General features: G+C 58.1%; 16 protein-coding genes and 1 pseudogene. 9 read left to right on the top strand and 8 right to left on the bottom strand.

Annotation, left to right across the window (positions count from 1 at the left end; genetic code table 11):
- A pseudogene (locus tag GS620_RS18970) lies at nucleotides 1-154 on the top strand (IS5/IS1182 family transposase); the annotation flags it as partial.
- Between the two features lie 17 nt (nucleotides 155-171).
- Here GS620_RS18970 and GS620_RS18965 read toward each other — a convergent pair.
- Genes GS620_RS18965 through GS620_RS18945 form a run of 5 tightly spaced genes read right to left on the bottom strand, consistent with a single transcriptional unit; the run spans nucleotide 172 to nucleotide 5935 of the window.
- The gene (locus GS620_RS18965) at nucleotides 172-1188 is read right to left on the bottom strand and encodes an Ldh family oxidoreductase (RefSeq protein WP_152459696.1); all 1017 of its coding nucleotides are present in this window, start codon (nucleotides 1186-1188) and stop codon (nucleotides 172-174) included.
- Between the two features lie 11 nt (nucleotides 1189-1199).
- Nucleotides 1200-1829 (bottom strand): DUF3726 domain-containing protein, encoded by a 630-nt coding sequence (locus tag GS620_RS18960; protein ID WP_171617408.1) that lies wholly within the window; start codon nucleotides 1827-1829, stop codon nucleotides 1200-1202.
- Nucleotides 1826-3514: a hypothetical protein gene (locus tag GS620_RS18955; protein ID WP_171617407.1), complete on the bottom strand. Its 1689-nt coding sequence runs from the start codon at nucleotides 3512-3514 to the stop codon at nucleotides 1826-1828. Before GS620_RS18955 ends, GS620_RS18960 begins: the two co-directional genes overlap by 4 nt.
- A 4-nt stretch (nucleotides 3515-3518) precedes the next feature.
- A complete protein-coding gene (locus GS620_RS18950) occupies nucleotides 3519-4493 on the bottom strand; it encodes a membrane dipeptidase (protein ID WP_171617406.1) in 975 nt (324 codons plus the stop codon).
- A complete protein-coding gene (locus GS620_RS18945) occupies nucleotides 4493-5935 on the bottom strand; it encodes an aldehyde dehydrogenase family protein (RefSeq protein ID WP_171617405.1) in 1443 nt (480 codons plus the stop codon). Before GS620_RS18945 ends, GS620_RS18950 begins: the two co-directional genes overlap by 1 nt.
- Before the next feature lie 103 nt (nucleotides 5936-6038).
- Between GS620_RS18945 and GS620_RS18940 the strand changes: the two genes are divergently transcribed.
- The 3 genes from GS620_RS18940 to GS620_RS18930 all read left to right on the top strand — a co-directional run bounded on the left by GS620_RS18940 (nucleotide 6039) and on the right by GS620_RS18930 (nucleotide 11499).
- Nucleotides 6039-6923 (top strand): LysR family transcriptional regulator, encoded by an 885-nt coding sequence (locus GS620_RS18940; protein WP_171617404.1) that lies wholly within the window; start codon nucleotides 6039-6041, stop codon nucleotides 6921-6923.
- A 116-nt stretch (nucleotides 6924-7039) separates the two neighbouring features.
- Entirely contained in the window at nucleotides 7040-10315 is a 3276-nt protein-coding gene (locus GS620_RS18935; protein ID WP_171617403.1) for an adenylate/guanylate cyclase domain-containing protein, read from the top strand.
- A gap of 20 nt (nucleotides 10316-10335) precedes the next feature.
- Nucleotides 10336-11499 (top strand): hypothetical protein, encoded by a 1164-nt coding sequence (locus tag GS620_RS18930; RefSeq protein WP_171617402.1) that lies wholly within the window; start codon nucleotides 10336-10338, stop codon nucleotides 11497-11499.
- On the opposite strand, the gene GS620_RS18925 is transcribed toward GS620_RS18930, so the two are convergent.
- Both GS620_RS18925 and GS620_RS18920 read right to left on the bottom strand, forming a co-directional pair.
- Nucleotides 11496-15095, bottom strand: coding sequence for a flavoprotein (locus GS620_RS18925; RefSeq protein ID WP_171617401.1), 3600 nt, complete (start codon nucleotides 15093-15095; stop codon nucleotides 11496-11498). The two genes, GS620_RS18930 and GS620_RS18925, sit on opposite strands and share 4 nt — an antisense overlap.
- Before the next feature lie 331 nt (nucleotides 15096-15426).
- Nucleotides 15427-17004, bottom strand: coding sequence for a DUF5928 domain-containing protein (locus GS620_RS18920; RefSeq protein ID WP_171617400.1), 1578 nt, complete (start codon nucleotides 17002-17004; stop codon nucleotides 15427-15429).
- Between the two features lie 143 nt (nucleotides 17005-17147).
- On the opposite strand from GS620_RS18920, the gene GS620_RS18915 reads away from it, so the two are divergent.
- The gene (locus tag GS620_RS18915) at nucleotides 17148-17966 is read left to right on the top strand and encodes a sulfotransferase family protein (protein ID WP_171233692.1); all 819 of its coding nucleotides are present in this window, start codon (nucleotides 17148-17150) and stop codon (nucleotides 17964-17966) included.
- A 199-nt stretch (nucleotides 17967-18165) separates the two neighbouring features.
- Here GS620_RS18915 and ilvD read toward each other — a convergent pair whose 3' ends face one another.
- Nucleotides 18166-19998 (bottom strand): dihydroxy-acid dehydratase, encoded by a 1833-nt coding sequence (ilvD, locus tag GS620_RS18910; RefSeq protein ID WP_171120089.1) that lies wholly within the window; start codon nucleotides 19996-19998, stop codon nucleotides 18166-18168.
- 107 nt (nucleotides 19999-20105) lie between these two features.
- Between ilvD and GS620_RS18905 the strand changes: the two genes are divergently transcribed.
- The 4 genes from GS620_RS18905 to GS620_RS18890 all read left to right on the top strand — a co-directional run bounded on the left by GS620_RS18905 (nucleotide 20106) and on the right by GS620_RS18890 (nucleotide 23045).
- Nucleotides 20106-20669: a helix-turn-helix domain-containing protein gene (locus tag GS620_RS18905; protein WP_171230244.1), complete on the top strand. Its 564-nt coding sequence runs from the start codon at nucleotides 20106-20108 to the stop codon at nucleotides 20667-20669.
- Complete coding sequence (locus tag GS620_RS18900) at nucleotides 20666-20935, top strand: hypothetical protein (RefSeq protein ID WP_152459709.1); 270 nt, start codon at nucleotides 20666-20668, stop codon at nucleotides 20933-20935. The genes GS620_RS18905 and GS620_RS18900 overlap by 4 nt, the downstream gene beginning before the upstream one ends.
- A 71-nt stretch (nucleotides 20936-21006) precedes the next feature.
- Nucleotides 21007-21861 (top strand): 3-mercaptopyruvate sulfurtransferase, encoded by an 855-nt coding sequence (gene sseA / locus GS620_RS18895; RefSeq protein ID WP_171120090.1) that lies wholly within the window; start codon nucleotides 21007-21009, stop codon nucleotides 21859-21861.
- The gene (locus GS620_RS18890; RefSeq protein WP_171617399.1) at nucleotides 21861-23045 is read left to right on the top strand and encodes an amino acid aminotransferase; all 1185 of its coding nucleotides are present in this window, start codon (nucleotides 21861-21863) and stop codon (nucleotides 23043-23045) included. The genes sseA and GS620_RS18890 overlap by 1 nt, the downstream gene beginning before the upstream one ends.
- The last annotated feature ends 9 nt before the right edge of the window (nucleotides 23046-23054 follow it).

Genomic DNA, 23054 nt, shown 5'->3' with positions numbered 1-23054 from the left:
GCCTGTCGAGTACGACAAGCGCAGATACAATCGGCGAAACCGCATTGAGATTATGATTGGCAGGCTTAGGGATTGGAGGCGCGTGGCGACACGCTATGACCGTTGTTCCAAGGTCTTCCTATCAGCCATCGCACTCGTAGCAAACTTAATTTAGTGGTTATGAATCCTGACCTAGCCTGAGCCCAAAATTGCTTCAATCTTTGACAGGGTTGCGGAGTTCACTGCAACTCCCGCTTTGCTTGACGAAAGCCGGCTCTTGCGGCGGCCATCACCTGGCAGATGCGCGCCGTCCTGAGATCTGATCGACTCAACCAGAGTTGCCATGGCGTTTGAAAACAAACCTGCGGACGACGCCACGGGATCAATCGCAATGAAGAACTGCCCCGTTTTCGGGGGGCCACCGGCCGTTCCGGAAAAAGGCGATGCGTTCAACCCAAGTGTCGATCCAGTAAGGGCTGCGGCCATGACTTCGGTCAGCAAAGCAACACCCACGCCCTTGTAGCCGCCCGAGGGGGCCATGCTGCCTTTCAGTCCAACGTCAGGATCCGTTGTAGGGTTGCCGTCAGCGTCCAGCGCCCATCCGACGGGAATGGCCTTGCCTTCCCTTGCATGCTTCATCACTTCGCTTTTGGCGATGGTGCTGGCGCTCTGATCTATCAGCAGTGCGGGTTGACCATCTGTTCCCGGTGCAGCGATCGAGAACGGATTGGTTCCAACGACAGGTTTCGATCCGCCCGAAGGTGCGATGGATGCTGGCGCATTGGTGAACCCCAATCCGACCAGCCCTGCCTGGGCCAGCCGATACGTGTGATAGCCCAGCACACCGCAATTGTAGCTGTTTGTAATCGCCAATGCGGCGATGCCCTGTTCCTGTGCCGCAGGGATCAGCGCCTCGAAACCCAGATCAATGGCCGAATGTGCAAACCCGGTTTTGGCATCGACGCGGATGAGGCCCGGACGCGGGGTTTCAAGGGCAGGTTTTGCCTGACCGTCGACCTTGCCGCATTGAACATGCTCGCAATAGATCGGGATATACGCCAGCCCATGGCTGGCCACGCCGTCCGCTTCGGTCGCGGCTGTGGCAACAGCCAAAGGGCGCGCGTTTTCTTCGCTTGTGCCGGCGGCAACCAGCGCATTGAATGACAGCTCTTCGATTTCGGCAAGCGAGAGGGTTCTGGTTTCGGTCATCGGGTGGTCCTTCAATCGTTGTCTGACAAGCCTGAACCAGCGCCAAGCAGTCGGGATTCTTCAGTTGCGGGGGCATAGGTGCGATGCGCCAGAGTGTTGAGGAATTGCCACGCCCCCGGATCCGGGTCAGCGCGGCTGTGCATGGAACGGCTGGGTCTGATGCGGCCGGTTTCGGTTATCCCGACGCGATTTGCCCTCTCCATTCCGAAATCGCCACAGCTGAGATGAACACCATCAGTGGTCGCTGAAACCCCGTCCAATGTGATTTCCAAAGTCGATTTCCGCTTTTTCGCCATGGTGGCGACAAAGGGCAGCAACAGAAGAGGAGCGGCAACATTGGAAATCAGAACTTTGCCTTGCGACAGGGCGTCCGGGAAATCTGATAATGCCGATCCGGTCATAAGGGGACACAGATCCCGGGCGCCGGACCACATGCCGTCCCGGGCCTCTGGGATGTGATGTTCCAGGTGGGGCGCAAATTCCTGCTCAAGCAACTGGGCCAGGATCGCAGGCCCGTCAAACCCCTGGATGCACAGCCATCGGGTTGCTTTCGCGGCTTCCTCCGCCACACCCCAGGCATATCCAGCCCCACGGGTTGCGCGTTTGGCGGTGGCTTCCACTTCGTTCAACGAGAAGGTCATTGCGCAACCTCCGGATAAACCCAAAGATCGGCGTTCGCGGTGTTTAGCTCTTCCGGGTAGGGCGCGCCCGCATACATGCAGATACGCACCCACCGATCCGAACGCGGGTCGAAATGCGTTGCCCCAAAGAAAGACAGTTTGGCCCGCAGCATATCAATGGGCATCACCTGCGCGCTGATCGTGTTGTCTCGAATTTCACCGTAGGGAGCGATACGGCTGATTTGCGCGCGGCGCACGCTGTGGCGGTGTTCCGGATGGCGCAACAGAAACTCTGCTATCGGAGCGTCATCAGGCCAGTTCTGCAACGCTTCGAAAGCCAAGGTTGCATCCCGCGCCGGTGCAAGAGGTTGTTCATAGTCCGAGATCGGCTCTTCGAACCGCTCGCCCAGCCGGGGTTCCAGCTTTTCTTCGGATACGTACCAGGCCCGCGCGCAGTTTTCGGCGGCGGCCCAATCAAGGTTCAAAGCCCAGTCAAAGCTGTTCCGGATCAACGCACGCACCGCTGATACCGGCATGGTCCCATCAATCACCTGTGCAGTCGCGTCGGTGTCTGCCATGCAGCTCGCAAGCCCGTCAACAAGCGCGCCGTAAGGTTCAAGGATCAAAGAGGCCAGCAGCTCCTGACCTTCTTCGGTCAGCGCGGTTTCGGACCAAAGGATCAGACGGTTCCAGGGGTGATTCTGTGTCAGATCATCCTTGGCCAGGTATTTTTCGATTTCTTGCAGATCCGAATTCAGCGCCGCCAACTTTTCCATCTGCACCGGGTGTTCAGATCGCCACCAGGCGATTGACTGTTTGCAGCGTGCAAAGACATCGCAAAAGACACGTGCCTCATCCGCCGAAGCCACATCAATGGACCGAACGCGCGAGATCGCCTCCTCGCGCACCATGATCCAGTTGTTGAACAGTACCGGGTGATTGACGATGAACGGTGCCATACCCAGGCCGGTCGAATTCCCGATACCCAGCCAGCGCGCGATGTCCGGATCAAGCTCTGCGGTCTGGTCTCGGCCTTTGACCCATGCCATGTGCTGTACCAGATCGCGCACAAAGGCGCGGGTCAGATAGACCGACAGCATCTCGATCTGGAACGGACCGCTGACTTCGGACCGGCCGGCTGTCTTTTCGCGGTCCGCCGCGCCGAATTTGCCCGAACCATAAACGGCCGTGGTCCGCATCAGGTAGCCGACCTTGTAGATCTGTTCGAGGTCGGGTTGCCGTCCCGCAGCAAGCTGATCCACCACATGAGCCCAAAGCCGCACGGAACGGTTCGCCCGCGACAGGGACAGTTCGGCTTCGCTGACGCGTCCGGCTTCTTGCAACGGAACATTCTGCGACAGACGGTCGATATCGTCCGCCGTTGGAATGCCGTCAAACAAGGTAAAGGTGGCATCCCAAGCCTCGGCAATCACCCGGTCCGATCGTTGATCGGGTGGCAGGTCATGGGCAAAGGCGACCAGCGAATAGGCCCGATCGGGGCCTTGCGCGGTATAGACCGCATGGCCCACACCCTTGTTGTCAATTTCGAACGCGGGGCGCGAAAAGCTCCAGTTTTCTTCGGCCATGCGACGCGTCAGCTGCCGCATAAAGCTAAGCCGACATTGGTGCAACGATCCCAAACGTGACAGCCGCATGACCGTGGATGGGTCACGTCTGGCGATCTCTGTCTGCGCGTGTGGTTCCATTTGGTTACCTTTGTGGGACGAAGTTCTCGGCAAAGAACCGATACCAGTTCCCGCCCATGATCCCGGCCACTTCGTCATCGTTCAGGCCGGTCGCGCGTAACCCTTTTTCGATGTTGCCAAAGTCTCGGTTGTCCTGGAACCAACCCGGCATCGGTGGGAATCCCGGAGCCGAGGCCGAGCCTTCGCCATAGTCGATCTCTTTTGTCCAACGCCCCACACGCATCCATTCCACGACGCTGTCGGGCTGATCCTGACACAGGTCGGTGCCGATCCCCAGATGTTCGGCCCCGTATTTGTCAGCAGTGCGGGCGATCATTTCGCAAAAGCTCTCCAGCGTGCAATCGGACTTGTCTTTCAGGTGGTGAGGGTAGACCGAAAAGCCCAGCATCCCACCTTTTTCCGTTACCGCACGGATGACGTCATCCCGCTTGTTGCGCAGGGCCGGGGACCAATCGTGCGGATTGGCGTGTGTAATCGCAATGGGCCGGTCCGAGATTTCAGCCGCCTCGATCGTGGAACGGTCTGCCGAATGGCTCATGTCGACCACAAGGCCCACGCGGTTCATCTCTTTGATGACCTGCTTGCCCATGCGGGTGATGCCGGTGTCTTCGGCCTCGTAACAACCGGTCGCCAGCAGGGATTGGTTGTTGTAGGTCAGTTGCATGAACCGCGCGCCCAGATCGTGCAGGATTTCGACCAGCCCGATATCGTCTTCAATGGGCGACGGGTTCTGAAATCCGAAAAACACGGCGGTCCGGCCCGTTTCGCGTGCCGTGTCGATGTCGCTGGCCCACCGGCCTTTCATGATCAGATCCGGGTATTGCTCGAACCAGCGGTTCCATTTCTCGAAATTCAGAACCGTTTCGCGGAAATTCTCATGATAGGAGATGGTGACGTGGATCGCGTCCACGCCCCCTTCGCGCAGCTGGCGGAAGATCTTTTCCGACCAGTTGGCATATTGCAGGCCGTCGATCCGCATCAGACGGGGCCGGCGCTGATATAGGCCGTTTTGACGGTCGTGTAGAACTCGGCTGCTGCTTTGCCCTGTTCGCGGGGACCGTACGAGCTGTCACCCCGACCGCCGAATGGCACGTGGTAATCGGTGCCTGCGGTGGGCAGGTTCACCGTCACCACCCCGGTGCGTGCGTTGCGGCGGAAATGGGTTGCGCGAGCCAGCGACTTGGTCACGATGCCCGAGGTCAGGCCGAAATTGGTGTCGTTCACGACGCTCAGCGCCTCGTCATAGCTGCCGACCTTGATGACACTGGTCAGCGGTGCGAACATTTCTTCACGGTTGATGCGCATATCGTTGGTGGTGTTCAGGAACACCCCCGGCGACATGTAGAAACCGTCATGGGGCATCTCCAGCCGCTGACCACCACAGGCCGACTCGGCGCCTTCGGATTTGCCCAGATCGACATAGGCGAGGTTTTCATTCAATTGCTGCTGGCTGACGACCGGACCCATCTGAACGCCGTCCTCCAGCGCGTGGCCGACCTTGATGGCCTGTGCACCGGCCACCAGCTTTTCGACGAAGGCATCATGGATGCCCGCGTGGACGACCAGACGCGACGAAGCCGTGCACTTCTGACCGGTGCCGCCGAATGCCCCGCCCAGCGCCAGCGTCACCGCCAGATCCAGATCGGCATCGTCCATCACGGCCAGCGCGTTTTTGGACCCCATTTCCATCTGCACCTTGGTCAGGTTCTGGATGGCCGCAGCAGCAATGCCTTTACCCACGGGAACCGATCCGGTGAATGAAATCGCATTGACCTTGGGGCTTTCCACCAGACGCTGACCGATGGAACGGCCCGAGCCCATCACCAGGCTGAACAGACCCTTGGGGATGTCTTGCCGCGCGATGATTTCGGTCAGGGCCACGGCCGAGGCAGGGGTGATGTTGGCGGGCTTCCACACAACCGCGTTGCCATAGCAAAGCGCCGGGGCGATCTTCCACGAGGCCGTCGCGGTAGGGAAGTTCCACGGGCTGATGATGGCAACCACGCCAACAGCTTCGCGGCGCACGTCAATTTCGATGTCCGGGCGCACGGAATCGGCATTCTCACCGATCTGTCGCAGACATTCGGCCGCATAGTAGGTGAAGAACTGACCGGCGCGGTAAACCTCGCCCTTGCCCTCGGCCAGCGGTTTTCCTTCTTCACGGCTCAGCAATGTGCCGAGTTCCTCGGCGCGGGCCATCAGTTCATTGCCGATGGCGTTCAGTACGGCCTGCTTGCGCTCCAACCCGTAAGCCGCCCACTCCAACTGTGCCACACGCGCCTGATCCAGCGCAGCCTCAAGCTGATCGGCACTGGCCTGCGCGAATATGCCGACCAGATCGCTCAGATCCGATGGGTTGCGGTTTTCGATTTCGCTTTCGCCGGCCAGCCATTCGCCGGCAATCAGATTCAGTTTGGTCACGTCAGGCCCCAAATTCGCAAATTTCAGTTTGCGAAAGAATGGAACTTGCCGGCGACATCAGTCAAACTCAAATAACTTTAGAAAACTTCAGAAAGATTGAAGCATGGCCGTGAAAATAGAAATGCTGCGGTGCTTTTGCACTGTGGCCCAAACCGGAAACCTTACCGAGGCAGCCAGCCGTTTGGGCCGCACGCAATCCGCGGTCTCAATGATGTTGAAACAATTCGAAGAGCATCTTGGCAAGAAACTGTTTGAAGGCGAACGGAAAAACCACCTTTCACCGCTGGGTCAGCAAGTTCTCGAGCTTGCGCTCAAACAGGTGCGGGATTTCGATCAGGCCGTTCAGAATATTGAACTGGCGGCACAGGCCGAGCACGGGTTGATCCGTATCGTATCCGTGCCGTCCGTGGGGGCGTTGGTGTTTCCTGCCCTGCTGGATCATATGACGTCTCGCTTTCCCGGCCTCAAGATCGAGCTGCGCGACGGAGATTCGCAGCAGGTTCTGGATGCGGTCGCCGGGGACACGTCTGATATCGGCATAGCGTCCGGCCATTTTCCGCTGAACGGGGTCAGTGCAGAGCCGCTGTTTCAGGACCGTTTCGGCTTGGTTGCAGCGTCCGATCATCCGCTGATGACACGGGCGGAACCGCCAGCCATTTGCGATCTGGTGGCTCAGCCTTTCGTGCGAAACGCCTTGTGTGACTTTATCGAGTCCGCGCCTTTCCGAGAGATTTTGGACAGGGCCGAGGTTACCATTCACAACACGCATTCCCTGATCACGACTGTCAGGGCAGGCCAGTGGATCACGGTCCTGCCGCAGACCGTCGCGCAATTCATCCCGGACGCAGTCGCCTTTCGTCCGATTTCAGATTTGCCGGACAGGCGCGAGGTGTATCTATACGTTCGGGAAAGGTCGCGATTCCGAGAAATCTCGGAGGCCTGCCGTTCCTTTGTCCTGTCGAGTGGATTTGGAAATTCAAGCCTGTGAATGCATCAAAAGGGGATTAACCCTGCTCAAAATCACAAATTAATTTGGTTTTTGCAGACTCACGCCCGCTGCCATGCTAGGTTCTCGTTTGAAGTGGGGGACTTCAGAGGGGCGATATGTCTCAAGACCTGAGGGGCTGGTTGAGCGCAAATGGATTAAACGAGTACGCGCAGGCCTTCATTGATAACAAGATCGACTTTTCCATTCTGCCTGATTTGACGGCCGAGGATCTGATCGAAATCGGTGTGACCGCTGTCGGCGATCGTCGGCGGCTTTTGCGTGCCATCGAGCAACTTGATTCCTCGCAGATCGCCACCGAGCCTGAACCCGCAGCGCCGCACGAACCTGCGCGGCGGCAGGTCACGGTGATGTTTGCGGACCTGACCGGGTTCACGAAAATGTCCAGCAAGCTGGATGCCGAGGATCTGCACGCGTTGCTCAATCAGTTCTTCAGCAAAGTGGACAATGTGGTCGAAAAATACGGCGGACGCATCGACAAGCATATCGGTGATGCGGTCATGGCCGTTTTCGGAGCGCCGATCTCACATACCAATGACACGGAAAGGGCAGCACGGGCGGCAGCTGAAATCCACGCGGTTCTTCCAACGTTATCACCGCCACTGTCCTGTCATATCGGTATCTCTTCGGGGCAGGTCATCGCCAGTACGACAGGCAGCCAGTCGCACACGGAATATACAGTGACAGGGGATGGGGTGAATCTGGCGTCTCGGCTGACAGATATCTCAGGGGGCGGCGAGACTCTGGTCTCACATGACATTCAACGCGCGCTGGGCCCGTTGTTCGTGGGCGAATCCATCGGGGTCAAGGCGATCAAGGGGCTGAACGAGCCGGTTGAGGTCTGGCGTCTGGACCGGCTGGCCAGGAACATTCGGACCAGACGGCACAAATTCATCGGGCGCGAGCGCGAGATGTCGATTTTCTCGGCCACGTTCGACCGATGCCAACGCCATGGAAAAGGTGAAGTGCATATCGTTCTGGGCGAACCCGGAATTGGAAAAACCCATCTGTCCGAGCAAGTGGCGGAACTGGCGACAAGCCTGTCCTACACGATCCACAACGGCGTTGTGATGGATTTCGGCGCGCGCGAAGGTCATTCAGCCATTCAGACCGTTGCACGCAGCATTCTGGGGCTTGAAGCGTCAGACGGGGCGGAAACCGGGGCGGCCGTTGCTAAAGAGGCCATTGCCAAAGGCTGGGTCAGCCCTTCCAACGCTGCGCATCTCAATGCTTTGCTTGAACTCGAGCAGGATCCGGGCCTGGCCGAGGTCTATGCGGTGATGGACAACAAAACCCGTCTGCGCGGGCGGCGTCAGGTGCTGGAGGAGCTGCTCTCCGCCAGCAGTCGGGAATCGCCCTTGCTTATTCAGATTGAAGACATCCACTGGGCGACGCCCGACATCCTGGCGGCGTGTTCTCATATCGCCGCTGTGACGCGGAACACGCCCTGTGTGTTGATGATGACCAGCCGGGCCGAGGGCGATCCGATCGACAGAGAGTGGCAGATGGCCACGGATGGTGCGCTGGTGTCAAAACTGGAACTGGCACCGATGGGAGAAGAGCACGTCAGGCAACTGGTCGAAGAGTTCCGGGCCATCGATCGCGACTTGCTGGAAACATGCGTCCAGCGCGCCGGTGGAAATCCGTTGTTTCTGGAACAGCTGTTGCGCAACACAGACGTACTCAAGCAGGAAAGTGTGCCCGGAAGTATTCAGGGTATCGTCCAGTCGCGATTGGATGCGTTGGATCGCGCCAGTCGAACCGCCCTTCAGGCCGCATCGGTTCTGGGGCAAAGGTTCTCGCCCGAAGTTCTGAATTTCGTTCTGGGCGAAGGACATCTGGATACGAGTAACCTGATCCGGTCGGCGCTGATCCGAGAGGCCGGACCTGATCTCATGTTTGCCCACGCGCTGATCCGGGACGGGTCCTATGCTACTTTGGTCAAATCCGAACGGGCCCGTCTGCATCGACAGGCGGCTCAGTGGTTCGAGGATCGAGACGCCACCTTGCGCGCCCAGCATCTGGACCGGGCCGGGGCCAATAACGCAGCGCAAGCCTATCTGGAGGCTGCGGATAAATTGATCCAAGCTTTCCGGTTCGACGATGCCAGCCCGCTGATCGAGCGTGCTTTGGAATTGCCGTCCCCGGCGGGTGTCCGATTTGACCTGCTGTGCGCGCGGGGCGAAACCCATCGGTTGCAGGGGTTGTCAAACGAAGCTTTGGACGAGTTCAAAGACGCCGCCCGTTTGGCTGAAACAGACGAGCAAATCGCCCGGGCCCATATCGGGCTTGCGCAGGCGGCGCGGCAAGCAAGCCTGTATCAGGACGCGCTGGAAGCGCTCGACACGGCCGAGGCAGCAGCACAGCGCTGCGGGTCCGAGGAAGATGAGGCCCAGATAAGCTACGTGCGCGGCAACGTCTATTTCCCGCTGGGCCGGAACAAAGAAGCGCTGAAGGCCAACGAGCGGGCGCTCTCGCTTGCCCGCAAGCTGGAATCCCCGCGCCTTGAGGTTGGGGCGCTGAGTGGATTTGGCGACGCCAATTTCATGAAAGCCTCGATGAAGACGGCGGCGGGGTTCTATACCCAAGCCGCTGAAAGGGCGCGCGAAAAAGGGCTGGTCCGGGACCTTGCGGCCAATCTGCACAATCTCAGCGTGGCGCGCAGCTATACTGGGGATGTCGGGCAGGGCCGAGCAGATGCCAATGAGGCGATTGAAATCTCGCAGACCTATTTCGCCTTCGTTCCGGAATGTGTCGCGCAAACATGCCTTGGTGTGGCCGAGACCTTTCTGGGCAGCCTCGACCGTGCGCTGGAAGCCTTTGGCGTTTCCGCCGAAATCGCAGAGCGCGTGGGCGCAAAACGCCTTGAAGCGCAGGCGTTGGAACATCTGGCCAGAACGCAGGTTTATGCTGGTCAGGTCGGGCGCGCACGTGAAACCGGTCTGAGAGCGGTCGAAATTGCGCTTGAACATGGCCGCAACTTTGTTGGACCCAAGGCCCTTTCAGCCCTGGCGATGGCCGAAACGGACCCGGATGAGCAAACGCGCCTTTTGAAACTGGGTTCCGAGATCATCGCCGAGGGATGTGTCGGCCACAGCCATTTGCACTTTTACCCCGATGCCAGCGCCGTCATGCTGGCGCGCGGTGATTGGGATGCCGCAATTGAATATGCGGATGGGCTTGCCGCGTTCACCAAGAATGAGCCTTTGCCAATGGTTGACCTGTCCATTCGTCAAGCACGACTATTGGCCGAGAGCGGGAAGCAGAATATCCCACCGTCACAGCATAGCGGATTTGCCGATCTGAATGAGCAGTTTGCGGCGATGGGCATCACGCAATCGTTGCTGGGCCGAGCGGATTTTCTGGCGGAATAGGCGGCAAGGCAGGTGGCTGAATGAGCGTCGAAAGAAAGGTGTGGCTTATCTCGGGTTTGCTGACCTTTGGGTTGGCCGCTTTGTTGCTCAAGCTTTGGATCGAACTGAACCATTTCGAAGGAGACCCGACACAACTGCCTGATCAGGCTGCGGTAGATGCATATCTGTGCAAGCTGGAGGTTGCACCGGACTACCGTTTGAGAACGGGGATTTTCATAAAGTCTTTCAGCTTTCTTGGCGCCAGCGATATACAGCTTACCGGCTATATCTGGCAGCACTACAAAGCAGGTGAACATGATGCGATCATTCCTGCCGAAGGTGAGGCTGGGTTTCTTCTACCCGAAGCGGTCGATACGGCAAACGGCCTTATCGAGCAGGCCTATCGGTTGCCGCAACCCGACGGCGTTTTGATTGGTTGGTATTTCGAACAAACTCTGCGCCAGAGCTTCGACTACACCAGTTACCCCTTCGATCACAAAACGGTTTGGGTACGATTCTGGCCGGCCCCTTTTGAGGTCAATGTCGCGCTGGTGCCCGACTTTGAGGCTTATCCGGCGACCGGACCGGATGACATCTTTGGGATCGACAACCGGATCGTGATGGGCACGTGGGAGCGTGAAAACACCTATTTCGATTACAAGCTGTCAAATCTGGATACGACGCTGGGCATACGACAGAACGCATACCAAACCAACGCGCCCGAGTTGCATTACAACTTCGTTATCAAGCGCAATTTTGCAAACGCGTTCATCGTTCACATGATCCCGTTGCTGGTCGTGGTGATGCTGCTGTTCGGTGCGGTCATGACCGTCACGCGCCGCGAGGGTCTGGTGGAGCGACATGACTTCAGCACGTCCAGCGTAATCGGCACCTGTTCGGTTCTGTTCTTCGTGATCCTGCTGGCCCATGTGCAACTGCGCGAAGGATTCGCCGGTTCGCCCGTGATCTACATGGAGTCGTTCTTTTTCCTTATGTACTTCATGCTGTTGGCAGTTTCGATCAACACGTACCTTTTCGCGTCAGAGGCGGTGCCGTCGCTGCGGATCATCCATTATCGGGACAACCTGATTCCAAAGGCCGGTTTCTGGCCCTTCGTGCTGCTGTGCATGGTGGCGATCACGGCCTATAACCTCAGCATCAAGGACAGCGCGGAACCGCCACCGATCAGCACGCGGGATTGTTAGGCCTCGGGTTCAAACCCGGGTTTGGGTTCGCCCTGCGCCATATCCAGCGTGTAGTCGCTCACCACTTCGGATGTACCCTCGCGCCAGCTTTTCAGGTATTTTTCCGGATCCGCGATCACATAGGCATATGCGGGTTTCATCGCCCCGTCGATGACGACGTTGATTTTCTTGCGCACATAGACATTCTCGGGTGAGCCGGGGCCGTGATACCCTTCCAGCCTGTCCAGTTCGCGGAGACCGGATTCGGTGACACGGTAGACCTCTCCACCCACTTGCTTGCCCATCCCCTGCTGATCCACAAGGGTTGCCATGCGATGCAGATACCCACAGTTGGGATTGTCGCAGAATGGTTCCTTCGGGATGATCAGGGGCATTGGTTGCCGGGTGCGCGCCGTTCCCACGAATTCATTCAGGACCGCGCTGTGTGCGTCATGATTGGGGAACCCCTGCTTCAGTGATCCATAGGTGAAATACAGGTAAGAGGGTTCGTTCACCGCCACGAAGCTTTCGTCACGCCCCTGTTCGGGGTCTGCCATCTTCAGATTGTGATCTTGCGCCCAGGCGTCCAGCATGGAACGGATTTCCGGTTCGATCTGCATGCCCTGAACGAATTCGATGCACGGGGTCGCATCCATGTCTTCAGCCCGCAGCAGGATTTCCACCATCTTCGGTGCCTTGTTCATCACCGCCACATGCAATGCGGTGAACCCGTGATCGTTGACAATGTTGACGTCGATATCCCTGTCGATCAGGTCTTGGGCGGCCTCATAATCCGGCTTGCCCAGATCATGGCCGCTTTCGCCCAGTTCGCCTTCACCGCCCGCTGCATAGTGCAACAGTGAATCTCCATGGGCCTCGTCCACGATGTTGACGCCGACCACGCCTTCGTCGATGGCGCGGAACACGCGCTTCCATTCGTTGATGTCATCGGCGGCAGCGGCCTCGCGCGCCCATTTGCAGACGCGATACTTCTGGTCGTCCAATTCCTCGAACGCATCCGCCAAAGCTTCCATGATCTGGTCCGGCGTTGCCATCATGCCGATGCCCATCCGGCCGTTCGACAGGCGGCCTTCGCGCGGTCCCACGAAATCGACCCCAAGCGTCTTAAGCTTGTCGACGTTGTTCTGCGTGGTGATATTGTTCCACATATTCGTATTGCACGCGGGGCAGAGGATCACGGGTTTCTTCTGGTATTGCCAGGCCACGAAGACCGAGGTCAAAAGATTGTCGGCGATGCCATTGGCAACTTTACCCATCGTGTTGCAGGTGATGGGGGCCACTATGACGCAATCTGCCCAGTCACACAGTGCCAGATGCGAGGCGCGCACCGGCATGTCGAAATTCAAATAACGGAAATTCCACTCGTCATCATCGCGGTAGTAGTCATTGTGGGTGATCTTGGCGTCGATCCGTTCGGCACCGAAATCCCGAAAGAATTTCTCGGCCGAAACAGACGGGATCAGTTTCACGTTATGCCCCGCGTCGACAATACGTTCGACAAGCTCGGGGATCTTGTCCGCCGCCGACGACCCGCAGGCGCAGAGCAATACGTTTCGCTTTCCGGCGTTTACTTGATTCATCACCCCCTTGGGGTAGCCGAACGGGTTCTTCTCAAGGCTTGGGGTTTCATTCAGTTCGGATACCGGCAGCCCTTCCTTGCGCATCCTGGCCTGCAATTCACCGGCCTGGATCATGTCTACGATGTCTTCCAGCTTTTCACTTTTGCTGATGCATTTCCCTTTGAAAAACAAATACGGCACGTCCGGTCTTTCGCCCAGCGTCACCAGTTGCCGCCGCATCCTGATCATATTGGGATCGCGCCCGCCCACGTCGATCTGCTTGACGGTCGTTGCCCCGATATTCGAAAGAATGCTGCGCAGCATATAGGACCACGGGTCTTCGTCCTCGTAGAACAGAACCATCGTATTGTGCTTGATGATGCTGGCAACATCGCTTGGGTTTTCGGGCGGTTCGACCTCTTCGATCACCAACAATGCAGGGTCTTCGAGATCCCGCAGACCACGGAAAATGTTGCCCCGCGGCGCTTGCCAGACCTGCGAGGTTGCCGGACTCATATCGACTATGGTCACAACGTCTTCATCCTCGTCATAGTCTATGCACAGGCACCAGAACTCTTCGAGCAACGCAGTTTCCCGGAACACGTTGTCCGGCGGGCGGATCGCCTCGATCCCGGTGACGCGATTGAAGTCGATGTTGATCATCAGGTGGCGATTGCTGTCGGGGGTCAGGCTTTTCAACTGCGCCTTGAACCAGTCTTCGGGGGTTTGGATTGATTTGTCGTCGCGGGTCTCAAAGCTCTGGAACGAACTGCTCAGATGCAGGTTCTCGGATTGTCTGATATACTTTTCGACCATGTCGTGCATGTCTTTGGCGGTGGCGACCCGGCGGACAGTATCCGTGAACGACACCTGGGCCGCCCGCAGCAACTCGTCCTCGTCCACCCTGTAGTCGCCGTGAATGGCGAGGCTTTCCACCAAAACGCCGATCGAGTTCATGTTGGGCGTTGCCCGGCGGAACAGGTTGCGGCGTTTCTTGGGATCTTTCGCCAGATAACGTGTGCTGTCGACGTAATTGCACCGCTGCTTGAAGGTCTTCAGGTGCGTCTTGACGGCGGCCCGTGCCGAAAACCGCAAAAGGCCGCGGGACCGCATCGAGGTTCCGTCACGATCCGACATGGCTTGCCACAACCGTTCGACGGTTGTCACCCAAAGCTTGCCGTATTTCTCAGGGTGCACATCCATCATATGCACCAGCCCCGTGCTTGGATTGCACTTGGCGATGACGGCAAAATGGCCGCCGGGCATAGTCTCGTTGCCATGGGCAAGACCGACCTGGAAATTCGCCACCAGAATGTCGTTGTCACCGCCCAGCCGGTTGGATTCGTCGATCGCCTCAAGCAGCAGCGGCACATTGGTTGTGTCTGCGTCCATGAAATAGGCCTGAACCTGAACCCTCTCGCGCAGCCCCTGCGTGTGAATGTAGGTGCAGGCGACGTCAAAAAGCTCGCCCAGCGAGATTCCGTCGTTCACGACAAAGGACGAGGGCAATGCGCATTCGCGGAAGATGTCATTCACTTCGCAGCTGAACCCCAGCGCCGACATGCTGAGAGCGGCCGCCGTGACACTGCAACAATTGATCGGCTGCTGAAAATTCTGCAACTGAACGCTGACCAGATCACCAAACATCGTTGCAAAACAGGGTTGCCGGACGCTCTCTGGTATCTGAAGCCAGTTCTGGCTGGATAGATACGCCAACCGGGTTCCATCCAGCGCAAGCGCTTCAAGGCTGACAGGGATATCCGAGATCTGAAGGTGTTCTTCATAGAAGTAATCACCGACATCCGCGCTGGCCAATGGTTTCCCGTTCTGGCGCAACTGAACCACGCCACGCAGCACGATATACATGCCGTTCGCTGGCAGAACCGCGTTTCCGGTCACCTCGATACATTCGAATTGTGGGTTGATGACGGCTGGGTCGGCGATCTGAGCCTTGCCCGGAAGAACATCATATATCATCTTCCAGTCTGCGTCGCTTGGGGTGTAAGGTCTGGATTTGGAAATTTGATCTATGGTCACAACTGTGTCCCCCCGGAGTTGCGTTGCAATACTTCAATCTTCGGTCAGCCAGTGCCTCTGGTTCTTCGAAGCTCGGACACCGGTCATTCAGAATAAAAGACCTGCCTGTTATCTGTGTTTGTTCCTGGCAAGGGCCGTGTTGCTGATGGAAAAAGTATGAACAAAATGGCCCAATTGGCTGCACAGTATCCGATATTTGAATAAAAATCACGAGTGCAGTTGCGGCGGCTGCCGCTGCCTTGTGTGGTGGAACACTTGCCATCCGCGATTTGGATTGCGCGGGTCACGGGTGCCAGCCTTTGGGCGGACAATCTGTGAAGGGCTTTGGGGATCAGTCGAGGAAAAGGTAATCCAACTGCATGATGGCTTGGGCTTTGTCTTCACCAACCCCAAGAAACTTGGCAATAACCGCTTCGTTCTCGGCGCGCGGGGCCGTTTCCCGCAGGCGCAGGTAATTGTCCAGCCGGGCGGCGCGGATCCGTTCGGATTCATAGCCCAGATCGTTGCGAAGCGTCGGCAGCAAGGAAGCAACGGTTTCGGTTGGGCTGTTGTCTCCGGCCAGCCCGACGCGACGCGCGTGGCCGATCAGATAGTCGTCCGAGTATTCGCATTCGATCTCAAGCACGTGAGTTTTGGCCTGGTCGCCGCAGAAATCCTCGAGCGCGTCAAGATTGGCCGGGTCAAGGCACAGCACCAGCTGATCCGACCCGAAACTGTCGAACAACAGGCGCAGAACGGCGCGCCGGTGACGAGAGCGCTTGGTCAGTGTGGATTCGATCCCGCCCAGGTCCGGCAGCAACGTGTTTTCTTCGTTGAACAGGTATTCGACGCAAGGAATTTCCGTTTCAGATGCGATCTGATCGACAAGACGTTTGGCGACATGCCATTTCTTGCAGACGATCACGAACAGTTCCCGTTCCGGGCCGAGTACGCTCCCGGCTTCCCAGAAGCGTTGTCCGAACCGGCGGCCGATGCGTCCGCGACCGGTGAGAAACGCGTACAGATTGCGCCCCTCGTTCGAGATCGGGAAATCGACGCCCTCACTTGCATAGAGCGAACCGAGCCGGGCCTTCAACTCATGCGCCTCGGCGCTGATCTTGCGTGCGAACAGATAATCCTGGCCCAGCAACATGTCATAGTGGTCATTGTAGAACGTGACCGGCATTCCATAGTCCGAAAACATCAGGAATGTCGGCGTTCGGTTTTCAATCTCGTTTTTCGGGATCAGGTGACGCACCAGCGTCTGAAAGAAGGTTTCATCAGGGATCCACGTGGTCGAAAAAAACCGTATCACATCCCGGCGCTGACGCAGGAAATCCAGAATCATTTCGACGGTTCTGCGACGCAGGCACCACCATTGGCTGCCGATCATCATCTGAATGTCCTGGGGGATGTCCCGCGTCAGACCGAAGCGCTTCTGCAATTCATAGGCGGCATAGAACAGCTTGGACTGCGTACGTTCGTTGAAGTAGTGGCGATAGATCAACCGGTCTTCTTTCATGCCGGTCTTGATCCAGTTGCTTTCAAAGAAATCGTGGCTTTCGATGAAATCCTTGTCGTGATCGTCGAGGTAACGGTGCGTGTATTCAGCGGTTTTGATCGCCATGCAGTCACCGGACAGCATGTAGAAATGCGTGGCGCGCGGGAAAGTTTCCACGGCGGCTTGCAGGGCGTTCAGCGTGGCCTGCACCAGCGACCATTCTCCCCAGCCGCATCTGACGCGCTTTTTCGCAAAGGTAACATTGGGGTTCTGATCCAGTGCGGACCGAATGCGCTCATAGGCTTCGGTGCTGGCGCTGGGGTCAAAATGGATGGCCATGCAATCGCCGACTGCGGTCAGTTGTTCGGCCTGAGCAATGATGGCCTCAGGGTCCTTGTGACACAGCAATATATAGGCGACTTTTGCCATAGAGATAACGCAATATCCGTTTCTGCCTGATTTCAACCGTGATACTGAGGATGAACGATTGAATAAACAGAATAATTTTGGTTCTTTGTTACCAAAAGCTGGTGTATCGGATCGAGACCAGGCCAGCGAAGGAGGCGCAGCAGATGGGGTTTCCCGGTACCTGGATGACCGAGAGCGAAAGCATGGTGTACCGTGTGGTGCCCAAATGTGCCTGCTCGACCATTGGTCAGATCATGTATTTTTCGGATCACGGCCAGTTCTTTGACGGTGATATCCATGACGCCAAGGACGGCATGCACAAATGGGCGTTTGATCAGAGCCAGGAGCTGATCTCGAACAACGTGCGCAATCACGCATCCTATTCGTTCACTTGCGTGCGCAATCCCTACACCCGCATTCTCAGCTCATTCTTTGACAAAATCTGCGGCATTCAGCGCAACGGCAAGAGATACCGCGGCAATCTGGTGCCGACGCTGATCTACAACTACGGGATCGAAGTGGGCGGCGACGATGGCAAAGGAGAGTTTGACCAGATCGCCAGCTTCCGCCGGTTTCTGCTGTTTGCGCGTGATACGATCCGGTGGCGGCGCCCGATGGACCCGGACATTCACTGGTCTGCGATGTCAGGCCACGTGTCCACTTTCATCGTGAACGGCGGTCACTATGACCGGATATTCTGGACAGAAGCGTTCAATGACGGGATGCAGGATGTTCTGGACAATGTCGAGCTGAAGCACCCGGTCAAATTGTCCGAGATCCCACGGTTCAATGAATCCGAAGGGCACGGACCAAAACGTGCGCATCCGGTTGAAGACTACTTTGACGATCTGTCAATGCATCTGGTCTACGAGATCTACAAGCAGGATTTCGAGCTGTTCAAATACGACTTCGAAAACCCAGCCAACAAGATGCCGATCGGCGAAATCGATCTGGACGAAATCCATGCCAAACTGGGCGACTGACGGTGGGGTGCTCCCGCCCGTCGTCGTTTTTTCTTGCGAAACATCTCCTCCGGTTGGGCCCGGCGCCGCGCGTTGCGCGGCGCCGGGCCCAAGGCCAAACGTGGCATCAGCAAGGCTGATGGTGCGATTTGGGCGCGGGAGTTCTTGAGGACGGTCGAAATCCCGGCTCGCCGCCTCAGCAAGCCGGTCCCGCAGGCGCTCAGACTTGGCGAACAGCCCCTTTTGCTGCGCTGGTCGTCAGCTTTGCATAGGCCTTGAGCGCAGTGGACACCTTGCGTTTGCGGGGCGCGGCGGGCTCCCACCCCTTTGCGTCCTGTTCCGTGCGGCGGGCGGCCAGCTCTTCATCCGAAACCGCCAGATGAATGGTGCGGTTGGGGATGTCGATCTCGATCGTGTCGCCATTCTGAACCAGACCGATCTCACCGCCTTCGGCCGCTTCGGGTGATACATGTCCGATCGACAGGCCTGATGTGCCGCCCGAGAAACGGCCATCGGTCAGCAACGCGCAGGCTTTGCCCAGGCCCTTGGACTTCAGATATGACGTCGGATATAGCATTTCCTGCATCCCCGGGCCTCCGCGCGGGCCTTCATAGCGGATGACGACCACATCGCCTTCTTTCACCTTGCCCGTAAGAATGTCGTTGACCGCCTGATCCTGACTTTCGCACACGTAGGCCGAGCCGGTGAATTTCAGGATATTGGCGTCCACGCCAGCAGTTTTCACAATACAGCCGTCGCGGGCGATATTGCCGAACAGAACGGCCAGACCACCATCCTGGCTGAACGCGTGTTCTTTCGAACGAATCACGCCGCCTTCGCGGTCGGTGTCCAGTTCCTTGTACCGGTTGGACTGGCTGAACGCCTGTGTGGTGCGCACGCCGCCGGGGGCGGCCTTGAACAGCTCCTGCGCCTTTGGATTGTTGGCGACCTTGATGTCCCAGTTGGCGATCGCCTCGCCCATTGTGGCCGAATGTACCGTGTTGCATTCCTCGTGCAGCAGGCCTGCGCGGCTGAGCTCTCCGAGGATCGAGAAGATACCTCCGGCGCGGTGGACGTCTTCCATGTGCACATTTTCGGTGTTGGGCGCGACTTTGCACAGGCAGGGAACGCGGCGGCTCAGGCGGTCCATGTCGGACATGGTGAAATCAACGCCGCCCTCATGCGCGATGGCCAACAGATGAAGCACCGTATTGGTGGACCCGCCCATGGCGATGTCGAGGCTCATGGCGTTTTCGAATGCTTCGAAGGTGGCAATCTCGCGTGGGAGAAAACCTTTTTCATCCAGATCATAATGGCGCTTGGTGATCTCGACGATGCGGCGGCCTGCCTCAAGGAACAGCTCTTTGCGGTCGGCATGTGTCGCCAGTGTCGAGCCGTTGCCCGGCAGAGCCAGGCCCAATGCTTCGGCCAGACAGTTCATCGAGTTCGCAGTGAACATGCCAGAACAGGACCCGCAGGTTGGGCAGGCATTCTCTTCGATGTGTTGAACCTGTTCGTCGGTGAATCTGTCGTCCGCCGCGGCGACCATGGCGTCGACGAGGTCGATTTTCTTGGCATCCAGATCTGCGATATCGATCTTGCCGGCCTCCATCGGCCCGCCCGAAACAAATATAGCAGGGATGTTCAGGCGCATCGCGGCCATCAGCATGCCGGGGGTGATCTTGTCGCAATTCGAAATGCAGACCATGGCGTCGGCACAATGCGCGTTGACCATGTATTCGACCGAATCCGCAATGACTTCGCGCGAGGGCAGCGAATACAGCATCCCGTCATGGCCCATTGCGATGCCGTCATCCACCGCGATCGTGTTGAATTCTTTTGCAACGCCACCGGCGGCCTCGACCTCGCGCGCAACCATCTGACCCAGGTCCTTCAGGTGGACGTGACCGGGCACAAACTGGGTGAACGAGTTGACGATGGCAATGATCGGTTTGCCGAAATCATCGTCTCCCATGCCGGTGGCGCGCCAAAGGCCGCGTGCGCCAGCCATGTTGCGGCCATGGGTTGAGGTTCTGGATCGGTACAATGGCATGATGCTGTTTCCCTGTTGCCTCGGGTTGCATGTCTTGGGGTTCGTACGTTATAGCGCACGTACCACATGTGCGCTATAACGCACAAGAGGATTCGCGGGACGATGAGATGGACTCTGACGATATAACGCTGAAACTGCGAGACGTGCGTGCGGCATCGGGCCTGAGCCTGTCGAAAGTGGCCAAGATGACGGGCGTGAGCAAAGCCATGCTGGGGCAGATTGAGCGCGGCGAATCCAGCCCGACCATCGCAACGCTGTGGAAAATTGCCAAGGGGTTTCAACTACCGCTCAGCGCGCTGATCGATACGATGAACGGGGACCCTTCGGTATTTCAGACCGTAACTTTCCCCGGCACGATCGAGGTCAAGATCGTCTTTCCATTCGATCCCGCTCTGGGGGCCGAGACGTTCCACGTCAACCTCAAGCCGAACCAAAGCCACGAGTCGCCCGCCCACGCGACAGGCGTGACCGAGGAGGTCTTTGTTCTGAACGGCACGCTTGAGATCCTGCGCGGAGACGAGTGGGTTTCCCTACAGGCCGGGCAGGGGTTGCGTTTCGCGGCCGATCTTCCGCACGGGTATCGCGCCGGTCCAACGGGGGCGGCCTTTCTGAACATGCATCATTACGCCCAACACACCGAATTTGTAGAGAACGGCAAGGCCCATTCATGACCGCATTTTTCGACAGCCTGACCATCGTCGACGCCATCGGCTCTTTCGGGGCCTTGATCGTGGTCGCCGCGTATTTCGCAACACAGATGCGGATGATGAACTCGGATGATCTGGCCTTTCCGGTGATCAACCTGCTGGGCTCGGTGCTGATCGTCTATTCCCTGCTTCAGAATTTCAATCTCGCTTCAATGTTGATCGAGGGGTTCTGGATTCTGATCAGCCTCATTGGGATTATCCAACATTTCCGCCTGCGCAGCGCCAAGTGAGCGCTATCCAGCCTTGAACCCCTATGCTGCCGGGTATAGGGAAAAATCAAGCGCGCTTAGGGGAGGCTTTGATGCAGGACGATCCAAAAACCCTCGTATCCACTGAATGGCTGGCCGCGCATTTGAAGGATCCGGATCTGCGGATTCTGGACGGGTCGTGGTACTTGCCCGCGCAAAATCGTGATGCACGGGCGGAATATGACGCAGGCCACATCCCCGGGGCGCGGTTCTTTGACATAGACGAGATATCAGATCACCGTTCCGACTTGCCGCATATGGCGCCTCCGGTCGAGAAATTCATGTCGCGCCTGCGGGCGATGGGTGTGGGCGACGGTCATCAAGTCGTGGTTTACGATGGTGCTGGGCTGATGTCGGCTGCGCGCGTCTGGTGGCTGTTCCGTCTGATGGGGCAGGAAAACATCGCAGTTCTGGATGGTGGATTCCCCAAATGGCAGGCGGAAGGGCGCGAGGTCGAAGACCTGCCGCCAGTCATCCGTGATCGTCATATGACCGTCCGGGTGCAAAATCAGCTTGTTCGGGATGTCACGCAAGTTTCCGCCGCCGCCAAGCTGGGTGATCATGAGATCATCGACGCCCGTTCTGCCAGCCGGTTTTCCGGGGCCGAAGCCGAACCGCGCGAGGGGCTGCGCTCGGGGCATATTCCGGGTTCACGCAATGTCCCCTTTGGCCAGTTGCTGAACGCCAATGGTACCATGAAGTCGCCGGAAGAGTGCCGCGCCATTTTCGAGGCCGCGGGCGTCGATCTGTCGAAACCGGCGATCACCTCGTGCGGGTCTGGCGTGACCGCCGCGATCCTCAGCCTTGCGCTTGAGCGCATGGGCAAGAAAGACCACTCGCTTTATGACGGCTCATGGGCTGAATGGGGCGCCTTCCCGACCCTGCCCGTCGCAACCGGAGAGACCTGATGTTCGAGAACCTGAAACCGCAGCCTGCCGACAAGATCCTGGCGCTGATGCAGATGTACCGCGAAGACCCGCGTGATCAGAAGATCGACCTGGGCGTCGGCGTCTACAAAAACGCGGAAGGCATCACCCCGGTCATGCGCGCCGTCAAAGCGGCCGAGCAGCGCGTCTGGGAAGAGCAGGAAACCAAATCCTATACCGGGCTGGCCGGCGACCCGGCCTATGCGGATGCGATGATCGGGCTGATCCTCGGCACGTCGGTTGAGCGCGGCAACATCGCCGCCGTGGCGACGCCGGGCGGCACCGGCGCCTGCCGTCAGGCCTTCGAGATGATCCGTATGGCCAACCCGTCGGCCCGCGTCTTCGTGTCGAACCCGACATGGCCGAACCACTTGTCGATCCTGAACTACCTGGGGATCGAGACGGTTCCATACCGCTATTTCGATGGCGACACACGTGGCGTCGATTTCGACGGCATGATCGAAGACCTGAAGACCGCCAAGGCGGGTGACGTGGTTCTGCTGCACGGTTGCTGCCACAACCCGACCGGTGCCAACCTCAACATGGTTCAATGGCAGGAGGTCGTGAACCTGATCAACGCGCTTGGCCTCGTTGCGATGATCGACATCGCCTATCAAGGCTTCGGCGACGGCCTGGAAGAGGATGCGCAAGCAACACGTCTGGTCGCGTCTTCGGTCAAGGAATGCCTGATAGCGGCGTCATGCTCGAAGAATTTCGGCGTGTATCGCGAACGCACCGGTTTGCTGATGGCCATCAGCGCCGATGCCGGGCCGACCGCTTTGAACCAGGGTACATTGGCATTCCTGAACCGCCAGAATTATTCCTTCCCGCCCGACCACGGCGCGCGTGTTGTGACCACGATCCTGATGGACGAAGCCCTGCGCGCCGACTGGATGGCCGAACTGGAAGAGGTGCGCCTGTCGATGCTGGGCCTGCGTCGCCAACTGGCCGACGAACTCCAGCGTCTGAGCGGTTCGGACCGCTTCGGTTTCATCGCCCAGCACCGCGGCATGTTCTCGCGCTTGGGTGCGGCCCCGGAACTGGTCGAGAAACTGCGCGTTGAACACGGCATCTACATGGTTGGCGACAGCCGCCTGAACATCGCCGGTCTGAACGCCAACACCGTTCCGATCCTTGCGCAGGCGATTGTCGACGTCGGCGTCTGATTTTCAGGC

Origin of the sequence: Ruegeria sp. HKCCD6428 (assembly GCF_013110595.1) — a bacterium.
Classification (GTDB): domain Bacteria; phylum Pseudomonadota; class Alphaproteobacteria; order Rhodobacterales; family Rhodobacteraceae; genus Ruegeria.
Note: the sequence above shows the minus strand (reverse complement) of the source record. Positions and strands in the feature narration are given on the sequence as shown.

What these genes read in the sequence shown, in the direction of transcription:
- GS620_RS18965 (WP_152459696.1), bottom strand. Translation starts at nt 1,188, where the DNA reads ATGACCGAAACCAGAACCCTCTCGCTTGCCGAAATCGAAGAGCTGTCA.
- GS620_RS18960 (WP_171617408.1), bottom strand. Translation starts at nt 1,829, where the DNA reads ATGACCTTCTCGTTGAACGAAGTGGAAGCCACCGCCAAACGCGCAACC.
- GS620_RS18955 (WP_171617407.1), bottom strand. Translation starts at nt 3,514, where the DNA reads ATGGAACCACACGCGCAGACAGAGATCGCCAGACGTGACCCATCCACG.
- GS620_RS18950 (WP_171617406.1), bottom strand. Translation starts at nt 4,493, where the DNA reads ATGCGGATCGACGGCCTGCAATATGCCAACTGGTCGGAAAAGATCTTC.
- GS620_RS18940 (WP_171617404.1), top strand. Translation starts at nt 6,039, where the DNA reads ATGGCCGTGAAAATAGAAATGCTGCGGTGCTTTTGCACTGTGGCCCAA.
- GS620_RS18935 (WP_171617403.1), top strand. Translation starts at nt 7,040, where the DNA reads ATGTCTCAAGACCTGAGGGGCTGGTTGAGCGCAAATGGATTAAACGAG.
- GS620_RS18930 (WP_171617402.1), top strand. Translation starts at nt 10,336, where the DNA reads ATGAGCGTCGAAAGAAAGGTGTGGCTTATCTCGGGTTTGCTGACCTTT.
- GS620_RS18920 (WP_171617400.1), bottom strand. Translation starts at nt 17,004, where the DNA reads ATGGCAAAAGTCGCCTATATATTGCTGTGTCACAAGGACCCTGAGGCC.
- GS620_RS18915 (WP_171233692.1), top strand. Translation starts at nt 17,148, where the DNA reads ATGGGGTTTCCCGGTACCTGGATGACCGAGAGCGAAAGCATGGTGTAC.
- ilvD (WP_171120089.1), bottom strand. Translation starts at nt 19,998, where the DNA reads ATGCCATTGTACCGATCCAGAACCTCAACCCATGGCCGCAACATGGCT.
- GS620_RS18905 (WP_171230244.1), top strand. Translation starts at nt 20,106, where the DNA reads ATGGACTCTGACGATATAACGCTGAAACTGCGAGACGTGCGTGCGGCA.
- GS620_RS18900 (WP_152459709.1), top strand. Translation starts at nt 20,666, where the DNA reads ATGACCGCATTTTTCGACAGCCTGACCATCGTCGACGCCATCGGCTCT.
- sseA (WP_171120090.1), top strand. Translation starts at nt 21,007, where the DNA reads ATGCAGGACGATCCAAAAACCCTCGTATCCACTGAATGGCTGGCCGCG.
- GS620_RS18890 (WP_171617399.1), top strand. Translation starts at nt 21,861, where the DNA reads ATGTTCGAGAACCTGAAACCGCAGCCTGCCGACAAGATCCTGGCGCTG.